Source organism: Reticulibacter mediterranei, from assembly GCF_016587455.1.
Window position 1 is genome coordinate 2,517,443 of sequence record NZ_BNJK01000001.1, and the last position, 19,389, is coordinate 2,536,831.

Annotated in this window: 18 protein-coding genes and 1 other annotated feature (1 of these 19 running past the window's edge); of the genes, 8 read left to right on the plus strand and 10 right to left on the minus strand. The window is 50.5% G+C overall.

Annotated elements, in window-relative coordinates; all coding sequences use genetic code 11:
• Window positions 1–25, minus strand: a binding site (T-box leader); it reaches 192 nt to the left of the window's first position.
• Between the two features lie 57 nt (window positions 26–82).
• The 7 genes from K3T83_RS10740 to K3T83_RS10770 form a co-directional block, all read right to left on the minus strand.
• Window positions 83–1,366 (minus strand): 3-keto-alpha-glucoside-1,2-lyase-like domain-containing protein, encoded by a 1,284-nt coding sequence (locus tag K3T83_RS10740; protein WP_220202969.1) that lies wholly within the window; start codon window positions 1,364–1,366, stop codon window positions 83–85.
• A 261-nt stretch (window positions 1,367–1,627) separates the two neighbouring features.
• Window positions 1,628–1,939 carry an iron-sulfur cluster assembly protein gene (locus K3T83_RS10745; protein WP_220202970.1) on the minus strand — a complete coding sequence of 104 codons (312 nt, stop codon included), beginning with the start codon at window positions 1,937–1,939 and terminating at the stop codon, window positions 1,628–1,630.
• A gap of 105 nt (window positions 1,940–2,044) precedes the next feature.
• The gene (locus K3T83_RS10750; RefSeq protein ID WP_220202971.1) at window positions 2,045–2,980 is read right to left on the minus strand and encodes a nucleoside hydrolase; all 936 of its coding nucleotides are present in this window, start codon (window positions 2,978–2,980) and stop codon (window positions 2,045–2,047) included.
• Window positions 2,961–3,905, minus strand: a complete 945-nt coding sequence (rbsK, locus tag K3T83_RS10755) for a ribokinase (RefSeq protein WP_220202972.1) — start codon at window positions 3,903–3,905, stop codon at window positions 2,961–2,963. The genes K3T83_RS10750 and rbsK overlap by 20 nt, the downstream gene beginning before the upstream one ends.
• Before the next feature lie 98 nt (window positions 3,906–4,003).
• Complete coding sequence (locus K3T83_RS10760) at window positions 4,004–5,401, minus strand: MFS transporter (RefSeq protein ID WP_220202973.1); 1,398 nt, start codon at window positions 5,399–5,401, stop codon at window positions 4,004–4,006.
• A complete protein-coding gene (locus K3T83_RS10765) occupies window positions 5,385–5,969 on the minus strand; it encodes a hypothetical protein (protein ID WP_220202974.1) in 585 nt (194 codons plus the stop codon). Before K3T83_RS10765 ends, K3T83_RS10760 begins: the two co-directional genes overlap by 17 nt.
• 2 nt (window positions 5,970–5,971) lie before the next feature.
• Window positions 5,972–6,445 (minus strand): hypothetical protein, encoded by a 474-nt coding sequence (locus K3T83_RS10770; protein WP_220202975.1) that lies wholly within the window; start codon window positions 6,443–6,445, stop codon window positions 5,972–5,974.
• A 259-nt stretch (window positions 6,446–6,704) separates the two neighbouring features.
• Between K3T83_RS10770 and K3T83_RS10775 the strand changes: the two genes are divergently transcribed.
• The 3 genes from K3T83_RS10775 (at window position 6,705) to K3T83_RS10785 (ending at window position 9,671) form a co-directional block, all read left to right on the plus strand.
• Complete coding sequence (locus K3T83_RS10775) at window positions 6,705–7,352, plus strand: MarC family protein (protein ID WP_220202976.1); 648 nt, start codon at window positions 6,705–6,707, stop codon at window positions 7,350–7,352.
• Window positions 7,353–7,491: 139 nt separating this feature from the next.
• Window positions 7,492–8,349 carry a rhomboid family intramembrane serine protease gene (locus K3T83_RS10780; RefSeq protein WP_220202977.1) on the plus strand — a complete coding sequence of 286 codons (858 nt, stop codon included), beginning with the start codon at window positions 7,492–7,494 and terminating at the stop codon, window positions 8,347–8,349.
• A 125-nt stretch (window positions 8,350–8,474) separates the two neighbouring features.
• Window positions 8,475–9,671 carry a rhomboid family protein gene (locus tag K3T83_RS10785; protein ID WP_220202978.1) on the plus strand — a complete coding sequence of 399 codons (1,197 nt, stop codon included), beginning with the start codon at window positions 8,475–8,477 and terminating at the stop codon, window positions 9,669–9,671.
• Window positions 9,672–9,987: 316 nt separating this feature from the next.
• Here K3T83_RS10785 and K3T83_RS10790 read toward each other — a convergent pair whose 3' ends face one another.
• Window positions 9,988–10,647 carry a ubiquitin family protein gene (locus K3T83_RS10790; RefSeq protein WP_220202979.1) on the minus strand — a complete coding sequence of 220 codons (660 nt, stop codon included), beginning with the start codon at window positions 10,645–10,647 and terminating at the stop codon, window positions 9,988–9,990.
• A gap of 337 nt (window positions 10,648–10,984) precedes the next feature.
• Here K3T83_RS10790 and K3T83_RS10795 point away from each other — a divergent pair, with 337 nt between their 5' ends.
• From K3T83_RS10795 to K3T83_RS10805, 3 genes are all read left to right on the plus strand, one after another.
• Entirely contained in the window at window positions 10,985–11,680 is a 696-nt protein-coding gene (locus K3T83_RS10795; RefSeq protein ID WP_220202980.1) for an RNA polymerase sigma factor, read from the plus strand.
• Between the two features lie 170 nt (window positions 11,681–11,850).
• On the plus strand, window positions 11,851–12,309 hold the full coding sequence (gene ybiA / locus K3T83_RS10800) for a riboflavin biosynthesis intermediates N-glycosidase (RefSeq protein ID WP_220202981.1): 459 nt from the start codon (window positions 11,851–11,853) through the stop codon (window positions 12,307–12,309).
• 59 nt (window positions 12,310–12,368) lie between these two features.
• A complete protein-coding gene (locus tag K3T83_RS10805) occupies window positions 12,369–13,445 on the plus strand; it encodes a DUF2332 domain-containing protein (protein ID WP_220202982.1) in 1,077 nt (358 codons plus the stop codon).
• A 37-nt stretch (window positions 13,446–13,482) separates the two neighbouring features.
• Here K3T83_RS10805 and K3T83_RS10810 read toward each other — a convergent pair whose 3' ends face one another.
• Window positions 13,483–14,856 carry a hypothetical protein gene (locus tag K3T83_RS10810; RefSeq protein WP_220202983.1) on the minus strand — a complete coding sequence of 458 codons (1,374 nt, stop codon included), beginning with the start codon at window positions 14,854–14,856 and terminating at the stop codon, window positions 13,483–13,485.
• An 86-nt stretch (window positions 14,857–14,942) separates the two neighbouring features.
• Window positions 14,943–15,803 (minus strand): alpha/beta hydrolase, encoded by an 861-nt coding sequence (locus K3T83_RS10815; RefSeq protein ID WP_220202984.1) that lies wholly within the window; start codon window positions 15,801–15,803, stop codon window positions 14,943–14,945.
• 266 nt (window positions 15,804–16,069) lie between these two features.
• Between K3T83_RS10815 and K3T83_RS10820 the strand changes: the two genes are divergently transcribed.
• The gene (locus K3T83_RS10820; RefSeq protein ID WP_220202985.1) at window positions 16,070–17,206 is read left to right on the plus strand and encodes a cystathionine gamma-synthase; all 1,137 of its coding nucleotides are present in this window, start codon (window positions 16,070–16,072) and stop codon (window positions 17,204–17,206) included.
• 380 nt (window positions 17,207–17,586) lie between these two features.
• Window positions 17,587–19,284, plus strand: coding sequence for a L,D-transpeptidase (locus K3T83_RS10825; protein ID WP_220202986.1), 1,698 nt, complete (start codon window positions 17,587–17,589; stop codon window positions 19,282–19,284).
• Window positions 19,285–19,389 lie beyond the last annotated feature (105 nt).

Genomic DNA, 19,389 nt, shown 5'->3' on the forward strand with positions numbered 1-19,389 from the left:
TACTTATCCCGTTCATCGCCTTTTGTTCTATAGTTCTTTGCAGAGAGCATACCAGTCTGCATGCGATTTGTCAACCACCAGACTAGAGGCTCCAGACGTGAACATTGCTAAAAGCAACATCGGTTTCATTACCATTATTACCGGCAAATACACCGATTTCGCCTGCACTGTAACTGCCATCAGTAGTGCCTGCCACAAATTGCTTGTTGATAAATAAATAGATCTGCTTGCCACGCGCTATGACTGTCAACAGATTCATATCGCCCGCCTTTTTCTTGATAGCAGAACTGGTATCATAGAGCAAGGGAGTGCTATTTTTATCGTCTTTTGACACATTGAGACTGTAGAAGCCATCACGTCCGATGCGAAAATAATAGAACTTCGAGGTCTTATCGTTCCCCCTAAAAATCACTCCTCCTTCATCGCCCTTCACAATCGTCACCTCGGTCTCAAGCGCGAAATTGTCGAAATCAGTGGCTTTAGCAAAGCAAGGCACGTAGAAGCTTTTCTTCATGATAGTAGAGTGCAGCGCTCCATCCCTGAAAGCGCAACCGCCACCACCAACCGCATCGTAGGTATCCCAGTTTCCATCATCCTGATAAGCTAGCGAAGAGCCAAAGGCCGGAGAGCCAGAGGTCGCATTCGCATAGACACTCTGAATAGCAGTAGCTGTTGCTTTCGCTTGTGTTGTGGCCTTTGCATGCGCCGTTGCGGTGACATGTGCCGTTCCCGTAGCATAGACGTTCGCAGTCGCGGTAGAAGCGGTGAAGGACTGCATCGTAGCGGTGGCATTAGCTCGCAACTGTGCAGGACGCGCCACTTCAGTATAAAAGACCAGCATGATGCCACTGAGAATAACTAGCACAGCCAGCACAATGAGCGTAAGAAACATCCTCTTCGACATCCCCGGAGGTGGTGGTGACGGTGGAGGAAATGATGAAGCAGGCGGAGGCAAAGGCGCAGAAGCATGGGCATAGGGCGGCGGTTGCTGAGGCTGAGCATTCCACGATGACTCAAAGGCATTGGGCGATGGAGCAGGTATAGCTTCCCTGGAAGAACCAAACGCGCCAAATGAACCAACTCCGCTTTCAACCCTGGTCTGATCTTCCCATAATGATGGACTATTTTCTCCCGGCGGTGCTTGACCCGCCCAGGATGGCGGATTATATCCTCCTGGTGGTGCCTGACCTGCCATCGATGGTGGATTATTAGATCTCCCTGGCGGCGCCTGACCCACCCAGGACGGCGGATTATAGCTGCTCTGGTTACCTGGTGGTGGCAATGGTTGCGAGACAGGCTTTCCACATCCAGGACACTGCGTTGTTCCCGGTACTAATGGTGTTCTACAATTTTGACAGTGCAGCATTATGATCTCCGTAAAGACATCTTATGGTGTGTAACTGGGCATTAGCATAACATTCTTCATCGGTTTATGCCAGAATCATAGGTACATAGTCACAATATCCATAAATATCTATGACTACCACTCAAATAAACGGCAAAAAATACCACTCCTGGGTAAAAACCATGGAAAAGAAAAAATACATAAAATATCCAGGCAGGAATGATAGCAATGCTTGCTTCCCGCCTGGACGCGTTTTTTGCTAGATCGTGCCAGTTTTCCACTTTAGACCATGCCGAGTTCCCACTTGGCATCCTCAGTCATGCGCTCAGGACTCCAGGGAGGATCGAAAGTTAGTTCAACCTTACAATCCTTGACGTTCTCAACCTCGCGCACGCGCATTTCAACCTCTGCCATGACATCACCCGCGACCGGGCAACCCATCGCAGTAAGCGTCATCGTGACATGGACCTTCCCCTCATCATTGTTTATGTCTATACCATATACCAGTCCCAGATCGACGATATTGACGGGAATTTCTGGATCATAACATTCGTGAAGTGCATCCATCACTTCCGCTTCATTTATCTCTGCCATCGAGCGGCTCCTTTATGTTCCTGTTAATCCGAGTAAATAAGTCGGAATACATTCTCCCGTTACTATAGCGCATAAGCGAGGGTTTGTCAAAGTCCATCGGTCAGTTTACGGAAATGTTTGATCGATGCGCTCTAGAAACAGGCGAATAAAGCGTTCGGCATCGGCAGCAGCGGAGACCTGCATATTCGGTGGCCTGTGAGCAGAAGGTTTGAAATAGCCAACCGTCTCGCCCAGAGTCAGCGAACCAGCCAGTTCCACATCGACGTAAGCAGGCTCCCAGGTAATCAGATCAGGGCAGAAGGCTGAGGCGAGGCAGAGCGGATCATGCATCTGAAACTGGGGAGTATCAGATGTAGGAGCGAAGACATCAAAGTAATAGGCCATCATCTCCCGCATTGCCGTCTTCACTTTGCCAGCTCCCTGCGTCCACGTCATTACCTGATCGCGAGCTAGCAGTACTCGCGTTGTAACATCCAGACTCACAAGGCGCATCGGCCAGCCGGCATGGAAAACGGCATGAGCCGCATGCGGATCGGCATAAATATTAAACTCTGCGGAAGGAGTGACATTGCCCGGAACCCGTACCGCGCCACCCATCATCACAACTTCGCGCACCTTCTGTGCAACACTCGACTCGCGCCGCAGCGCGAGCGCAATATTGGTGAGAGGGCCAATCGTTACCAGTGTAATCTCGCCCGGAGCTGCTAGCACACGCTCGATAATCAGATCTACCGCGTGCTGGGCGACAGGTTGTACGGCAGGTGCTGGCAGTACCACGCCACCTACGCCATTATCGCCATGCACTTCTGCCGCATGCACCTGTGGGATCACCAGCGCATCAGCACATCCGCGCGCAACCGGAATATCCGTGCGTCCGGCCAGAGTCAGCAGGGCAAGAGCATTGCGAGTAGTGTGATCGACATGAACGTTGCCGCTGACAGTGGTAATCGCCTCAATTTGCACTTCTGGTGAAGCTAATGCCAGAAAAAATGCCAGGGCGTCATCGATCCCGGGGTCTGTGTCAAGAATGATACGAAGCAAGAACTTCCTCCCTCATCGGTAAACCAGACTGTGCGCCAAACTTTGTGACTTTCAGGGCGCTGGCATGGACAGCAAAGCGCAGCGCATCTTCGGGCGGCTGCCCCTCAGTCAGTGCAACCGTAAGCGCGCCAACGAAACAATCGCCAGCTGCCGTCGTATCCACAACCGATACTCTAGGGGCCGCCTGATAAATATTGTGCATCTTGCCAGCATCATCGATGGTCACTAACAAAGCTCCATGCGCACCCAGAGTTATTACCACCGTCTTAATCCCATATCCTTGCAGCACGGCCGCCACAATACGCGCATCTTCCACGCTCTCAACCCGCTGCCCACTCAAAATACTCGCCTCAGTCTCATTGAGGATCAGCACAGAAACCTCGCTTAACGTCGCGCGTGGCAATGACTGCGCTGGTGCAAGATTCAAAATCACCGGTATCCCTATCTCCGCCGCTGCTTTCGTCAACCGTTTGACCGTTTCAATCGGGATCTCCAATTGCAGCACAAGCGCGCTCGCCTGACGCAGAACGGCCAGAATACGTGCAAATTGCTCTTCATCCTCTCCCACCTGCATATTTGCACCAGCCGCAACAATAATCGAATTATCACCGTCCGGCGAAAGAAAAATAAATGCAACGCCGCTGGCCTCGTCCTGATCGGCCACAATCAGGCTTGCATCAATCCGCTCAGTCTCAAGCGCATCAAGTAAGCGCTCTCCAAAGGGATCACGACCCACACGCCCGGCCATCGCAACCTGCCCACCCAGACGCGCCATCGCAACCGCCTGATTCGCGCCCTTCCCTCCTGGCACCAGCTTGAGAGAACCGGCCCCCAGTAGCGTCTCACCCACAACAGGCATACGCGTCACACGTACTACCTGATCCATATTTAAGCTACCAACAACCAGAATCGCGCCCTGCGCCATAACAACCTCCAGTTTACATAGACATGCTTCACTATTATCAGTACCATAAAAAGCATACATCATTGTCCAGATAGAACGCAATGGAACTCTGCAATCCTTTAAATAGGAGAAGAGATATCGGAATGATTGATAGAATCAGCCGACTCCACTTGCTCCACACCCGGCTCGTCTCGTTTCTCATCATGGCGGAATCGGAAATAGAGCAGGCTAATCGCAATAACATAGAGGATTGCTGCGGCAACAAACACAGGGGGATAGCCAATACGGGCAATGATTAGCCCACCGAGAGGAGTACTGATAGCCGAGGCCGATTGACCAGCCACCTGATAGACACTATTTGCCAGACCACGATGTTGCTTAGATATCGCCTCCATAGAAAACACCTGGAACAGTCCGACTGCCATATCCATCGTTCCCTGCCGCAAAAAATACAGCACAATCACCAACGGTAAGAAATGCGAAAAGCCAATGATCAATAATAGAGGGACGCTTATCATACGGGTGAACGTAATCGTATTGATCTTTCCCATACGCGCTGCCAGCAAAGGGGCTAGCAAGGTCAGCAGCGCATTGAAAGCGTTCGCGCCGCCATCGATCACACCGAAGAGCGCCGAGGTAGCGCCCAAATAATGCACAAAATAAAGGTTAAAGTATGGAATAAACAGTCCCGCCCCCAGACCAACTAAAACCTGTACCACCGTCAGCACCACAATGGGACTCACAAGCAGCGCCGGCAGCGAAGTCTCACCCCTCCACTGTGTCAGCGTGAGGCGAACTCGTTGTTGTAACGGCATACGGTCACGCACGCGCTCTGGAGCGGTCAAGGTTGGAGGAGATGGTCGATCATTGCTCATAAGAAATAGCGGGAGAAAGCTTGGCGCAGCAATGATCCCGGCCAACAATAAAGCCAGCTGATAGGAACGTGGTTCCGGCTCGCTCGCCAGCGCCCAGGAGAACCAGGCAGGAAAAGGGGCCATCAGCCAGGATACCGTACGAAACCAGAGCGGCAAAACACCTCCCAGCAGTTCGCCAAGCACGGTAGTTGCCAGCGTCAAAACGATATTCAGGCTGAAGAGATGAGCACGCTCAGCAGGCGTGCTATTTGTAGTTAAGAAGGGAGCGTTGACCACATAGACAAAGGCGCTGGCAACCCCAACGAGAAAGCTGCTGACAAGCAAGGGTCCAGGCTGACGAAAGAGCATCTGCCCCGTGCCACAGATACCAATGGCGACGCTCGACCAGATCAAGATCGCCTTGCCCCCAAAGCGATCAACGCAGACTCCTGCTGGAAAGATGGCGATCCCAACGCCAAGCGTCAGGATAAACAGTACCAGACCGATGAAATCCGGCCTGTATCCTAGCGCTGTCAGGTAGAGATTGTAGAGAACCAGAATGATACCGAGCGTCACGCCGCTCAACGCATTGCTGATCAGATATAACCGGGCATTGCGTTGAAACCGACCAAACTCCCGAACATACTCAACGAGAAGGAACATTTTTCAGTTGCGCCGCCGTTACCGTCTTCGCATAACCCTCGCCGCTTTCAGGAGCAACCGGAATTTCAGGCGCTTGCTCTTCCATCAAGCGACGATAGCCGGGACTATTGAACTCCAGCCCCTCTTTATCGACCAGCGATGAAGCAGATTTACGACGTATCAACCCGGGAGCTAGAAACGCCCTGGCAATAGCCTGAGCCTGGAACGTACGCGCGCGTAGCTCAATCAGAGCACCTGCTACACGATCACTCACCTGATCAACTTTCTGTTCAACTGCGTGTACCTTCACCGGCACCGTTGCGACCGTGCGCACGACAGGATTCTCAATTGCAGTCGGCTCGACACCCTCTAAAGCGGCTTCTGTTGCCTTATTCATACTCTCCAGCCCGGGACGTGGCTTTTTTATCAGTTCAGATTTATCACGAACCCAGGTAAATGCGAACGCTAATGCGAAGTGCAACGCCAGTGAAACCACCACCAGCAGCAAGGTAAACAGGCAGATGACAATCGCGGCAATCTGACCGCCTGTCTCTATCACAGGATTGACTGCCACTACAGCAATGCTCATAATTATTGCCCTCCAGCTCCGGCTTCCATCTGCTGCTTACGGCGCTCTTCATAGCGAGTGGCAACATACCCTTTGCCCAGAAGGATGCGCATTATTTGCTGGACAGACGCCAGAGCAGCTACGACACGTACGCCCGGTCCCAGAGCAAATTCGGAGGCCAGTTGTGAAATTACATTCACTCTAGAAACGGCATTCCCTGCTGTTTTCGCGGTATCTTTCACAATGCCTGCGGTTTCCTGAACAGATGCCAACAAAGGTTTGACCTCATCGCGTACTGTCGTCACAGTGCGAATGAGCATCACTACCCAATAAACCTGCAATACCGTCGCCGCCACCATCAATACGGCCAGCAGCATCAGGAAAATATACAGAACATCCAATAACACCCCAAAGATTCCTGCTACAATAATTCCCACAATCAACACTACCACCAGCACCCCTGTCCCAATCATCACATTTTTCATTGCACCTCGCATAATGTGCCTCCCGATATAAAAAGTAATTCTGCTTCATTATAACGCAGTAGCGTGAAGACCTGTAAGCATGAAACTCAGAGATCGGTATTTCCCATCTTACCAGTTCTCAAGCAAGCACCAGTAATTCCCCTCTTTTTTATACGCGCAGCGTACCACGAAAGGTACATTCTGCCACCATCTCCCTCCTCATCCGTGCTCATATGGTAGAGCAGAGCGCGTGATATAATGGCAGCAAAAAATAATTTATAGGTTTCTGGCTATGAATGCAACTATTACTTTTACAATCAGCGCATTTGTTACATTCTTCACTATTATTGATCCGGTCGGACTTGCACCAATTGTTGTGGGCCTTACAACTCACCTTTCCAATGAGCAGCGCAACGTCATCGTGACACGAGCTGTCTTTATCAGCGCCGGAATTATCGCCTTTTTTGCTCTGGTGGGACGCTTGCTGCTGGATCGATTGGGAATTCAGCTCTATTCGTTTAATATTGCTGGAGGTATCCTGCTCTTTCTGGTCGCTGTGGACATGCTGTTTGGCCGTCCCTCGGGCACACGCGAGACCAAAACGGAAGAGAATGAAGCGCTGACCCGCGAGGATATCAGCGTTTTTCCGATTGCGATCCCACTCATCGCCGGTCCCGGCACAATAGCCACCACCATTCTCTACGTTGATCTGGCAACCCCGGAACCATTAGAATTACTCTCTGTAGCGAGTGCAATTATCGTCACCCTGCTCATCGCCTGGATCGTGATGCGTAGTAGCGTTTGGATCGTCGAACACATCGGGCGCACCGGCATTCTCGTGCTTTCACGTATCCTGGGCATTCTCTTAGCAGCTCTGGCGGTTCAATTTGTGTTTAACGGTCTGGCAACATTCGCACATGTGAGTGGTTTTCTGAAGTGAGCCGCTGAAATGTGCGACAATGGAGCAGCAATCCTTGTAGCATAGCAAATAGATGTATCTCCTGCGACTTGCGACGCGTTCAATCGTAATAAGGATAAGCAAATCTGTTCGTCAAGAGATCGCCTTGAACGAGGTGGTGGTGGAAAAGACCTACCCGAAAGAAGATACTGTCTCACGTACGCGGCGCAGCTATCAGGCGGCTTTGCATAGTCGTCAATCGAAGGCATGGATAACCTGGATAATTGTGCTGGGGACGGTGCTGCTCTGGTGTTTCACAGCATATTGCGTGGCCCAGTTCAATGGCGCACACACGCTCTCCGCTATCCTGTCTGACATTGCAAATAACGCGATCAACGTACAGGATAAAGATAATGATGCTCTGACAACCGTTCTGACCATGTACGGAGCGAAAGATAATGCCCTGATCTTGCAGGGACAATACTGGCGATTTGTGACTCCGATCTTTCTGCATGTCAATGCATTGCATGTGGGAATGAATATGCTCAATCTTCTGCTGTTGGGGGTTTTTCTGGAACGCATCCTGGGACATCTCCGCTTCCTGCTCATCTATCTGGTCACGGGCGTTATTAGCGTCATCGCCAGCTTCTATTTTGCTCCACAGGAGATCAGCGTTGGAGCATCGGGAGCGATCTTTGGCCTGGTTGGAGCATACAGCATTTTTGTTCTCGTCCATCGACGCGCCTTTCTCTATGGCGGCATACCGTCGCTGTTGTGGCTGATGCTTGTCATCGGCGCAAATCTCAGCGTTGGTCTGTTTATTCAAAATGTTGATAACTACGCCCATGTTGGCGGATTGGTCAGCGGTTGCTGGCTTGGCTGGTGGTTCACTCCGCTCTATCGGCTATCTCCCGACCAGACGTTAAGGGACATTCATCGTCTCTCACAAAGCTGGCCGCTGGCCCTATTGACAATCTTAGGTACACTGGTACTGGCACTTATTGCGCTCTATCTTATGGGGGCCAGATTTTCCCTATAGGCAGACAAGACGAGAGATGCATAGTGGTTTGAGTGTTGCTCAAACCACTTCAACGGACGGCTCAGCATACGATTGTGTCACATTGCAGCGGGAGGCGTCCCTATGGCTCTACTGGAGGATAACTTGTGGAAGCACAGACTGATATACAGACTTATCTAGAACAGGGTAAGCAAGCGCTAGCGCAGGGAAAAGCGCGTGAGGCTGCGATAGCCTATGCTCACGGGGCACAGTTGGAATCGGACAACCCCGCAGTACACCTGGGGCTGGCCGAAGCAAATCTTGCCCTCGGCAACTATGGCGTTGTCCATATGGCTTGCCGACGCGTCCATGAATTGCAACCGATGGGCGGTCTCGAATCACAGATTGCTCAAGCACTCATCGATCTGCTTGATCGCCGCTACGAGCGAGCGCTACAGAACGTCGATGCCGTGATTAGTGAAGACCCTGGCATCGCCTATGCCCACGCACTGCGAGCCTACCTGCTACAAGCAACCGGACAGGATTATGATGCAAATCTCGCCAATGCGCGTGCCGCCCGCCTCTCCTATGGAGGTCGCTTTAACAATTGTTTTCCAGCACTTGAAAAAAACACAACTGCCGCAGATAGGGGATACGCTGCCTCGCCAACGCCTGATAATGGTATCGAGAGCCAGAGGATTGAGCGCGAAAGGATTGAGCGCGAACCGGTCCCGAGCTGGTCTCCTCCCAACCGCATGCAACGCCAGATCGTGCGCACACGCTTCACTTTGAGCCAGTATCCCAGTCTGTTTACCTATATTCTCATCGTGCTCAACGTGATTGTCTATCTCCTCACCACATTCAATGAAGATTTGCTTGTTCTGTTGATACAATACAATCCGGCCATTCTACAGGGACAGTACTGGCGTCTTTTCACTTCAATGTTTCTGCACGATCCTACCAATGTCCTGCATATAGCATTAAATATGCTCTCGCTGTTCTTTGTAGGCCGTTTTGTTGAGATTTTGTTCGGCAAGTGGCGCTATCTGCTGATCTACTTTCTGGCTGGACTCGGTGGCAATATCCTCTATCTCGTCCTTGCTCCTTCGGGGCCACCCTCATTGGGGGCTTCTGGAGCTATCTTTGGCGTCTTTGGCGCTCTGGGTGTCTTCTATCTGCTCAACCGTCGGGCGATGGGACCCGGTATGCTCTCGAACTGGCTGCTCTGGCTCACTCTGAACCTGGTGCTTGGCTTCACGGGCGGTGCCAACATCAATATGCTGGCCCACATTGGAGGGCTGGTCGTTGGTATGGTTGTCGCATTTCTGCTAATCCCCAGACAACGCCGCAGAAGATACATCTAAAAGATCAAGGGTAAAACAGATACTACCCGTAATTGTTTTACCCTTTGCTTGTTGGAGTCCTCTGTATATTGGATATAGGGAGCCGGGCTTGCAATCTCGCTGTGACCCGGCTGAGTCACACAATGATCCTATCCATGCCCTTTACCCCCCTGCTCGGCTCCCTCTACTTTCTTCTTGTGACAGAAAGCATAAGTTGGCCGGGGTGGCCATGATATGGCGTTTTTGGAAATTTCCACGACGGGTTTCATAGTGAATAATCGTGGCATTCGTTTCTGGTAGGATAAGGGCACCACTTCGCCATCGCAGTGCGATATTTCTATAAATTTAAGTAATTTATCAGTTGCTCCAGTTGCTGTTTGTTAGCAGCACTCTCTGAGGCATCCACTCGGATAGCTGTATTATCCTTCAAAACAAATACTATCCGTACAGGTTTTGATGAAGTTGATGGAAGATTAAATGTTTGAACAAAGCTCTTTATCTTCTCTGGGTTATCATGCCACGAAGCGAAAGAAATCCGCGTGCCATCTGTCATCTCTGCATAAATCTTCGTGATATGATCCCAATCTTTACTAGCATTCTGCTTGCTGACATTCTGACTGGTTTTAGTAGATAATTGTTTTTTTTGCCTCCTTGACCACATATCAGCAATCATAAGAGCCACTTGTGCAATTGATCCAACACTCGCTGCCACAGCCAAAATCTCAATCCAACCAGGACCGCCACCACGTTGCGTAATACTTACCCTTATGCGATCGCCTGTGACCACTCCAGCCTGGGCAAACGTCTGACTTTCTGCGATAGTGTTGCGACCATAGATAGTCAGCATATAGCTTCGAGTGGGATCAGTGGATGGAGAAATAAAATTTTCTTCAATAAGGGCCTTAATAACCTGCTCTGTTGTCATGGTATTGTCGATTTCCACATCCAATTCGGAATTGTCGTCAGCATTGACAAATATCACTTTTATCTCAGTCATCGCCTTTTTCTCCTTACTTCAATAAATCTTTCAGATTGAACTCCACTTCGTAACACACTTCTTTGAGAAGTACTCGTACCTTGGGGTCACGCAAAATGGCTGGTTGTGTGAGATACTGAGCGACATGCCTTTAGGTCAGTGTGACTTGCCCCGCCTTCCGTCCGCCCACTATAATTCATACTTATTGATGTCCCTTTTGCGAAAGATCTTCGTACACATAGATAGACGTTATTCCTCCTCTTTTTCGTTGGTTGCAACCTCCGCTGTTCCTAGAAGTAACAATGATTAAAAAATCAACGAATCGAGTAAAATAAGAAAAGCCAGAGAGAAGAACATCATGACTGTACTCAATTGTCCGCCTGACGACAAACAACAGGTATTGGAGCATCGACTCCCTTTTGAGCTGCTTTATCAGCAATATCACAGACGCGTGTACCGCTATTTCTATGCCCATCTCAAAAACGATGATGATGCAGCCGATCTTACTCAACAGGTCTTCTTCCAGGTCTGGCTGCACCTGTCTACCTATCAACCGGCCAGAGGCTCCTTCGCGACCTGGTTATTCAGCATTGCCCACCATCGCCTGATCGATTTTTTGCGCGCTATTCGCTCTTCAGTATCATGGGAAAGACTCTACGAAATCACCATTACCGACATCGGCCCTGAAGACATCATCCTCTCACGAGAAGCCATCGCGCAGGTGAGGAAGTTGTTAGACGCACTTTCCTGCTTTGAGCGAGAACTCCTGGTCCTGCGCTTTGCAGCACGACTCTCTATTGGAGAAATCGCGCTCATCATCGGCAAAAGCGAGGAAGCCACGAAAAAGCGAATCGCTCGCTTAATCCGGCGCTTGCAGAAGCAATATCAGCATCAAGAAGTGGAAAAGCCGCAACCAGATTTCTGGGAGGCGGCTGCACCCACATTCTCGTCGCTACTCTCTCAGGTCTATGCCATTGCTCCTCCAAAGTGGCGACTGACGATGCGGCAACAGGAACAACCACTTTTGCTATCATTACTCTACCCACTTCGTTGAAATCAAGCATTATCAATTACCTGTTTTCCACTGTTTCTCACTTTTTATAAGTGAGAAGAAGCATCAATCGTTTTCAGGCAGTACAATCAATAAAAGCTTGTAATCATACATATTCTCTGGCATAATAGAAAAGCAAAAATATGATATAGATAGAAGAGAAAGAGAATTCTATGACAATCTACTTTTACAGCACTCGCGAGGTTCCATATGGTTGCTTCTCCAATTTTTCGTCGCATGGAATCGAAATGGATGGTCAATGGTGGCCGACGACTGAGCATTACTTTCAAGCGCAAAAATTTGCTGGCACTCCCTATACAGAAAAAGTGCGCCTCGCTGCAACTCCCAAACAGGCCGCTGAGATCGGGCGAGATCACCGCCTGCCACTGCGTTCTGATTGGGAACGGGTGAAGGATGATGTGATGCGCTGTGCAGTCCTGCGCAAATTTGAGACTCATACTCAGCTTCGCGAGATTTTACTTGCCACTGGTGAAGAAGAGATAGTTGAAAATACCAGGCACGATTACTACTGGGGCTGCGGACAGGACGGCAGCGGCAAAAATATGCTCGGTCAAATTCTGGTGGAGGTACGAGCGATATTGCGAGAGCAATCTGATAACATGGAAAGTTAATTTTTTGCAAATCCTGCGATAAATCGGCTCTATGAGCAAGAAGAAAGGCCTGAAATGACATGGATACTCACTTAATAGAGACTCTTGCCTCGTACTTTGAGCAGCATGGAAAAAACATCTATGGCAGTTCAGCATCTCTCAATTCATCACCTCTTTATGCCCATCTGAGCCTGCATATCGCAACAGATCCTGCGATACTTCTGCTGGTAGCCGAAGCTGACCGCACCACCACCATTACCAATCTCCTCTTTGGCGCTGTACATTTCCTGCTACTCAACGGTTCGCGGCATCCGCTGGCAGAGTTTTATCCCGATCTCACGCCCAATCCACGCCCCTTAAAAGATGTTTATCCTCACTTTCGTCAGTTTTGCCTGGCTCACGCCGACGAAATTCATCATCTTATTACGACACAACGAGTGCAAACTAATGAAGTGGGACGTTGCAGTGGTTTACTACCGGCTTTCAGCTTTCTCAATCAACAATTAGCAGATCAGCCGCTTGCGCTGGTTGAAATTGGCGCAAGCGCTGGCCTCCATCTTTTATGGGATCGCTACAATTATAATTATGGTCCCGCTGGATGCTCTGGAAACCCCACCTCTCCAGTAACAATCTCGGCAATTCCACAGGGTACACTCTATCCACCCATTCCTACCACATTGCCCACCATTACATATCGCATAGGCCTGGATTTACATCCAATTGATATACATGACGAGCAGGCTGTACGCTGGTTGAAAGCACTCATCTGGCCAGAGCATAAAGACCGTACGCAGCAATTGGATAATGTATTGCAACTGGCACGATATCAGCCGCCAAAAATTGTTAAGGGTAATGCCGCTGTCATGTTACCCCGATTGCTCTCTCAAGTACCCCAGAATGCTATTCTCTGCCTCTATCACAGCTATACTCTCAACCAAATGCCGAAGACCACTCGTGAACAGATCTTGCAACATATAGCTGATTTCTCGCGGCAGCGTGATCTATACCGCATATCTCAAGAGGGATGGAGCCTCCTGGGTAAACCGGAGCTAGAACTCTTCACCTATCGTCGGGGAACAATGCAAAGAAGCCTGCTAGCCTATTGTGAGAGTCATGGCCGCTGGATTGAGTGGAAATATGCAGAACCACAACATTAATACTCTCAAGAGGGCGGCGAGACTGCTTTTGTAGAGGTTATGATCCTGTAGCTGCCACTATCTGACCATACATGTTCAAGCGGGTCAGCAGCGTTGTTGCGCCTGTATGGGCATCCATAGCATACAGCGCATTATCGGCATAAAAGGTCAATGTATCACTGTTGAGCCAGGGTCCGACCTCGATATAGCGAGCGGAAGTGGTCGCTAAAACCTGGGGTTTACCAGCCTGCATCGTCGCCCCGGTCCCATTGATATGCACCGTATAGAGGGAACTGTGGCGCGCAAAAGGTGCCTGATCGTCGCCCGAAAACAACACATACACAAGCGTCTGCCCATCAGGAGCAAAGCTGGGCGACATCACCCAGTGATACGCAGAGAAGTTGGCGAAGTCCCGCTGCATCGGCAGCACAACCTGGGCCGGACTCAAGGCCGTAGATGGCGTCACCTCCAATGCCGATAGTGCCAGTCCATTTGCGTAGTTAAGAGCAGCGATATCATCTGGAGTGCTGTTATCAGTCGGTTGCGGCACAATGCCGTTAGAGGTTGAGTACAACACGGTATTGCCAGCCTGGATCAGCGGGATCTGAGGCGGACTATCGGTGAGCAAGGGCTGCGGCTCGCTCCCTTTCCCGGCTGTCACCACGAGCGACCAGAGATTATACGCGGCCGCTTGATGGTCGCCATAATCGTTGCTCAACAAGAGCATCATCTGCCCGGAAGCAGGCGTCGTCAGAGAGAACACACGGAAACACGGGCATTTCGTGGCCTCTTGCTGATAAACCTGCGAAGATGAGGTAAGAGAGCCTGCATAGATACGAATTGTGCCCTTCCCATTGGCAGGGGCAGTGCTCCATGCAATATCACGGCCATTTGGAGCAAGAACCAGGGAGGTAATGACCCGATCGTCAGCGATGCTCGCAATCTGATGGGCAGCACCGCCCTGACCGTTTTGTAAAATGCTGGTGATCCACAAACCATTGCCGCTATACAATAATTGATCGTTGGCAAGCAAAATAGGAGGCACGGCGCGATTATAGCGATAGCCTGGAGCCGCGATAGCCTGGGGCGTTCCATTCGGAACCGAAACACGATAGAGGGCGTTCTGCTGAGCATAGACGATGGTATGCGAACCAGAAAGCTGTAATTGAGCAGGAGTTGCGGCCCCCGGCAACTGCACGGGCAGCGCATTCTGCTGTGCGGCAGTAGCAGTCAAGGCCACCGGATCAGCAGGCGGATGGAGCAGTTCTGGCGTGTTCTTCACAAACAACCCCGTAAAGGTCAGAAGAACCAGCCCTATAATCGCTAATAGAGCGAGCAGACTCCTATGCGAAAGGGGCGATTGCGTACTGAGCTTTGCTGAATCGCTCTGCTCTTCTGTCTGTACCGGCGGACGGCTTATCTGCTGTGTCAAAGTGAATTCTTAACTCCCAAATAGAATCGTAACAACAGCCATATAGTATACACGAAAGATGCTCCGAAAGAAAGCGCTCTCTATTATTAGCGAAAACCACCATCATATTGCGACATCCCCCGCTGTCGCGCAATCGCATCTCTCATATATGTTCCACCTGTGCGACGAGGCTTCGCGCGGGCGATATGACGTTCGACAAAAGCGAGTGAGCGAGCATAAACCTCCTCGCGGTCGTGATCCTTCATAATCACATGATAGGAGCGACGAAGGATGAGCAAATGCTTCTCCTTTGAACCAAGCAGACGATAAATTTCTCGCCCATCGCGCATCGGAACCACATGATCATGCACGGCGGTCATTATCAGCGCAGGCGCAGTGATGCGCGGCAATTCCTGGCGCAATTGAGGGAGGGAACGCAGCATACTTTCGACAGGAGCCATCGGCGTCCAACCATAACCGCTGAGTGAATAACGCTTACGAGCGGCAGCATCATGAATATCCTCTCGAATAGTCGGCACCATCGGAGTGAGATACTGCACCAGACGCACAGCAGGCAGGAGCCAGGGCCGCATCTGAAGAGGCGCGCACATTGAAATCACACCCGCTACCGGCTCATTGGCAGCAGTATGCAGGCAGAGCGCGCCGCCCAGAGAATGGCCGATCAAAAAGACCATATCGCAACGCCGCTTGAGCGCTTGCACAGCTTTACGCACGGCCTGCTCCCATTCAGACCAGCCAATAGGGAACATGTCATCGACGCTCGTGCCATGACCCGGGAGCAGCATATTTTCAACAAGCATCCCGCGTGCGGTTAATAGATCGGCCAGCTCTACCATGTCATGGCGGCCACCGTTCAGCCCATGCACTAGTAAGACACCGGCAGTATAGCGTTTTGTCGGTTTCGCAAATTTACGCGTATTATCCGAAGGAGGTTGTGATTGATTCATGATAGGTTCCTGCTTTACAGCGTTTTTCAATATAGGTTAGAATATACCAATATACGATAAAACGTCTAGTGAGATAGCCCAGTTGTGCAAAAAACCGATGACTGTATCACGAATTAGCTCTTCATCTGTTCTCATTTTAGCCAGATAGTCACGATGGAAGAATATATGCCATGTTTCTTGTTCTTCTATAATAATAGTGTTATATTCGCCCTATGAAAAACCCATCCCTTGCTGGGGTGGGATCATTACTTATTAAGGAGCGCTCCGTGAAATTTTCTACGAAAGCGATTCATGCTGGACAGGAGCCGGACCCGGCAACGGGTGCCATCATGACGCCAATTTATCAGACATCAACCTTTGCCCAGGCTGGCATGGGTGAACATAAAGGGTACGAATACGCGCGCACAGGGAATCCCACCCGCACAGCGCTGGAACAGTGTCTTGCCGCCCTGGAAAATGGACAATACGGCCTGGCCTTTGCCTCCGGCCTTGCCGCTGAAAGCGCCGTCCTCAATCTGCTCAGTTCCGGCGATCATATGGTCTCCTGCGATGACCTGTATGGAGGCACCTATCGCATCTTTGAACGGATCATGAGCCGCTATCAGATCCAGACCAGCTATGTCACTGCTGGCAACATCGAAGAATACGAGAAAGCGATCCGTCCCAACACAAAGCTGATCTGGCTGGAGACGCCAACCAATCCCCTGCTGAGACTGGTTGATATTCGCGCCGTCGCGGAAATTGCCCATCGCCACAATATCTTGCTCGTGGTGGACAATACGTTCTCAAGCCCCTACTTCCAGAAGCCTCTCGATCTGGGAGCCGATATCGTGCTGCATAGTACAACCAAGTATATTAACGGGCATAGCGATGTGATTGGTGGTGCCCTTGTAATGAACGATCAGAAAGTATATGAAGCTCTCAAGTTCCACCAGAACGCGGCAGGAGGAGTCCCCGGCCCCTTCGACTCCTGGCTCACGTTGCGCGGCATCAAAACGTTAGCAGTGCGCATGCGCCAGCACGAAGAGAACGCACGGGGAGTTGCTCGCTTCTTGCAGGAACATCCACGTGTGGAGAAGCTCTACTATCCTGGCCTGGCCTCACATCCCGATCATGAGCTGGCAAAGCGACAGATGAGCGGCTTCGGCGGTATGGTCTCCTTCCAGTTCAGAGGCAAGCTGGCTGACGTTGATCAGGTGGTCCGCCGCCTCAAGGTCTTCACCTTTGCGGAAAGTCTTGGTGGAGTGGAATCGCTGGTCTGCCATCCCGCCAGCATGACGCATGGCTCTATTCCAAAGGAAATCCGCGAAGCACGAGGCGTAAACGATACGCTGCTGCGCCTCTCCATCGGTATCGAGGATATAGAAGATCTGCTGGCCGACCTTGAGCAAGCCCTGGCTTAACATCTTCATCGTGTATATACAGCATCAAACCAGGTCTGCTCAAGCGAATTGAGAGGAGCAGACCTGACCGTCCCACAGAGAGTCTCCCTTATTCTTCAAAATCCACTTCCTCCGCTCCCCATTTCCATTCACTAATCTGTATTTTTCTATCTCAATACTACGATTTTTATTCGCCTGTTTGCGTTCTCCCTGACGTAGACATTTTTAATTGATCATAAACAGGGAGTTTTGTGCCCATAAACTGGTAATGATTCGTTGTTATATTAGAGCCAGAATAAACGATTTTAAATATAGAGACACCCGTACGTCCAAATCTGTATATATGGCTATACATAATCTTTTTCTCGCTCTGCATAATAAGACCAGGAGGCTCATTGGCGATGGCATCTGCAACAAAACATACCACAAAAGGGATTGTGATTCTCACAACTGTTTTACTGCTTGCAGCGCTTCTCTTAAATGCATGTGGGGACAATCCACAAACGCAGCAGCAGGCGACACAAAGCCGCAAGAGCTTCGAGCAAGAACTCGCTCATGCTCGTATGATTGGTACGCCTGAAGCGCAGTTGCAACCAATTATTAAACAGGCACAACAACTGAATCAGACCAGCGCTCCTCTGACACTTTTTAGCAGCGAGCCAGTCACGACGTATTACTCTAATATGTCCCAGCGCTACACCATGCTGAGAATACAGTTGCGTGGTTTAGAGACAAAGGTGACACAGCAGCTTGACTTTCAGGCCAATACAGACCTGCAAAACTTTGCGAGCATCCTCGCACAACGACAGGCCCAAGGCTTTGTCGCAACTAAAAACTTCACCAATCAGCTAACACAAGATCAGGATCTCATGGCTCAGGCTCAATATCCTAAACACTATATGCAGATTAGCGCAGATGCCAAAAACGCCACGCAAGCCTTGCGCCTGATGGGGCCAACCTACGACGCACTCACTTCATTGCGCACCCTTATTCAACAACTCAACGCATCGAAGATTGATGTCACCGCGCTCAAACTGCAAGAGCAGTATGACGTTGAACAATTCCGCAAAGCGAGCAGCTCCAACGACTTCATGCACCTGACCGATCAGATCAACAGCCAGGTACAGACATCGACGGTCCTCTCAACCCAGGCCATTCCCTACGTTGGAGCCTCCAAACTCAAACAATTCAGAGCCGATATCGACCAGATGAAACTTTATGGGCAGGATACCGGGACATATCAGCAACAACTGTACACAGATCAGGCCGCGCTCGACAAGGCCACAACCCTGCGCGATTTCCTGAAAGTCTCTTCGCAGATCGATAGCCATATGAACGCCATCCAGATCCCAATGCTACAGGGTCAGGCCAACTATCTGTTGCAACAATTCCATCAAGAGGTCAACAGCTGGGGGAACTCTCATCAGTACCACAATGCCTACGACAACACCTCTTACCGGCTCGACTATGAATACGATCAGCAAGGGATCGGCTCAGATCTCGATTATGTCGTCCAGGCGGCCCAGACGAAGGACGATTATCAGGCCGCCATCGATATGATTAACAATGATATGCAACACCTCAAGGCAATGGAGGCCGATTACGACGATTCCACAGCCTGGAATAAGGCGCATGCCAGCGATATGCAGTTGATGCAGCACTACAAGTTGAACTCGGGACAGGTCATCGTGGTATCGCTGATCGAGCAGAGCTTGCGCCTCTATCAGGATGGCAAGCTGGTGCAGTCCTTCTTGATTACCAGCGGACAGTATCAGAAGCCCACCCCTCCTGGCTACTGGCACATCTTCGTGCGCGAGTCACCCACCAAGTTCAAATCAAGCGAGCCAAAGGGATCGGCCTTCTGGTATCCCGATACCAATATCAATTACGCGATGGAGTACCGCGATGGAGGCTACTACATCCATGATAGCTGGTGGCGGTTAGACTACGGCCCGAAGACGAATTTCCCGCATGCCGATAGCGGCGGCGACCAGTCATTTGCGGGTAATGGCAGTCATGGCTGCATCAATATGCAGAAAGATCAGGCCGCATGGATGTACGCTCACACAGGCTACAGCACTCCGGTTATCATCTATTAAACGCCAGGAGCAGAGCCAAAGGTCCGTGAGTCGTTTGACAGCTTCAAGGTTCTTCTGCTATAATCTACGGGCGTTCAGTCCGACACATGTGTCGGCATTTTTGCA

Coding starts and splice junctions, on each gene's coding strand:
- K3T83_RS10740 (WP_220202969.1), bottom strand. CDS start 1,366: ATGCTGCACTGTCAAAATTGTAGAACACCATTAGTACCGGGAACAACG.
- K3T83_RS10745 (WP_220202970.1), bottom strand. CDS start 1,939: ATGGCAGAGATAAATGAAGCGGAAGTGATGGATGCACTTCACGAATGT.
- rbsK (WP_220202972.1), bottom strand. CDS start 3,905: ATGGCGCAGGGCGCGATTCTGGTTGTTGGTAGCTTAAATATGGATCAG.
- K3T83_RS10760 (WP_220202973.1), bottom strand. CDS start 5,401: ATGTTCCTTCTCGTTGAGTATGTTCGGGAGTTTGGTCGGTTTCAACGC.
- K3T83_RS10765 (WP_220202974.1), bottom strand. CDS start 5,969: ATGAGCATTGCTGTAGTGGCAGTCAATCCTGTGATAGAGACAGGCGGT.
- K3T83_RS10770 (WP_220202975.1), bottom strand. CDS start 6,445: ATGCGAGGTGCAATGAAAAATGTGATGATTGGGACAGGGGTGCTGGTG.
- K3T83_RS10775 (WP_220202976.1), top strand. CDS start 6,705: ATGAATGCAACTATTACTTTTACAATCAGCGCATTTGTTACATTCTTC.
- K3T83_RS10790 (WP_220202979.1), bottom strand. CDS start 10,647: ATGACTGAGATAAAAGTGATATTTGTCAATGCTGACGACAATTCCGAA.
- K3T83_RS10795 (WP_220202980.1), top strand. CDS start 10,985: ATGACTGTACTCAATTGTCCGCCTGACGACAAACAACAGGTATTGGAG.
- ybiA (WP_220202981.1), top strand. CDS start 11,851: ATGACAATCTACTTTTACAGCACTCGCGAGGTTCCATATGGTTGCTTC.
- K3T83_RS10805 (WP_220202982.1), top strand. CDS start 12,369: ATGGATACTCACTTAATAGAGACTCTTGCCTCGTACTTTGAGCAGCAT.
- K3T83_RS10815 (WP_220202984.1), bottom strand. CDS start 15,803: ATGAATCAATCACAACCTCCTTCGGATAATACGCGTAAATTTGCGAAA.
- K3T83_RS10825 (WP_220202986.1), top strand. CDS start 17,587: ATGGCATCTGCAACAAAACATACCACAAAAGGGATTGTGATTCTCACA.